Here is a 393-nt window from a genome sequence, read left to right as displayed (position 1 = left end):
CTCCTTAAGGACCTGAAGCGGTTTCCGGAGTTCTTCCCCGAATACCGGGGCTACCGCCTGTTCGGAGCGGTTGCCGCTTTGGGCATCGATGAGTCCGCGGACCGGTATGCCTATCGCCAGGGGTTGTTCGTGCTGACCCTGGGTCGTGAGGGACTCGTCACTCTGCGCAATGACAGTGGCTTCCGGCCAAAGGATTTTGCCGCCGATGATAGCGTTGGGGGTAGTGGTTAATATTTAAGAGGCTGTCTAAGAATTAAGATACTGATTTTAGGGCATAAAATCTTCAAATTTCACGCTCGTTCCCACGCTCCAGCGTCAATGCCATTAAGTTAAGCGTTACCGACGCGGTTTGTGATCGATCGTGCGCTGTTTTTTTCGCCCTCACCCCAACCC

At 53.7% G+C, this 393-nt stretch carries 1 pseudogene; it reads left to right on the top strand.

Annotated elements, in window-relative coordinates:
• Window positions 1-231: pseudogene (locus BQ17_RS21835) on the top strand (hypothetical protein); the annotation flags it as partial.
• Window positions 232-393 lie beyond the last annotated feature (162 nt).

The organism is Candidatus Thiosymbion oneisti (assembly GCF_900092655.1).
GTDB lineage: Bacteria > Pseudomonadota > Gammaproteobacteria > Chromatiales > Chromatiaceae > Thiosymbion > Thiosymbion oneisti.
This window is presented reverse-complemented; position numbering and strand designations above follow the sequence as displayed.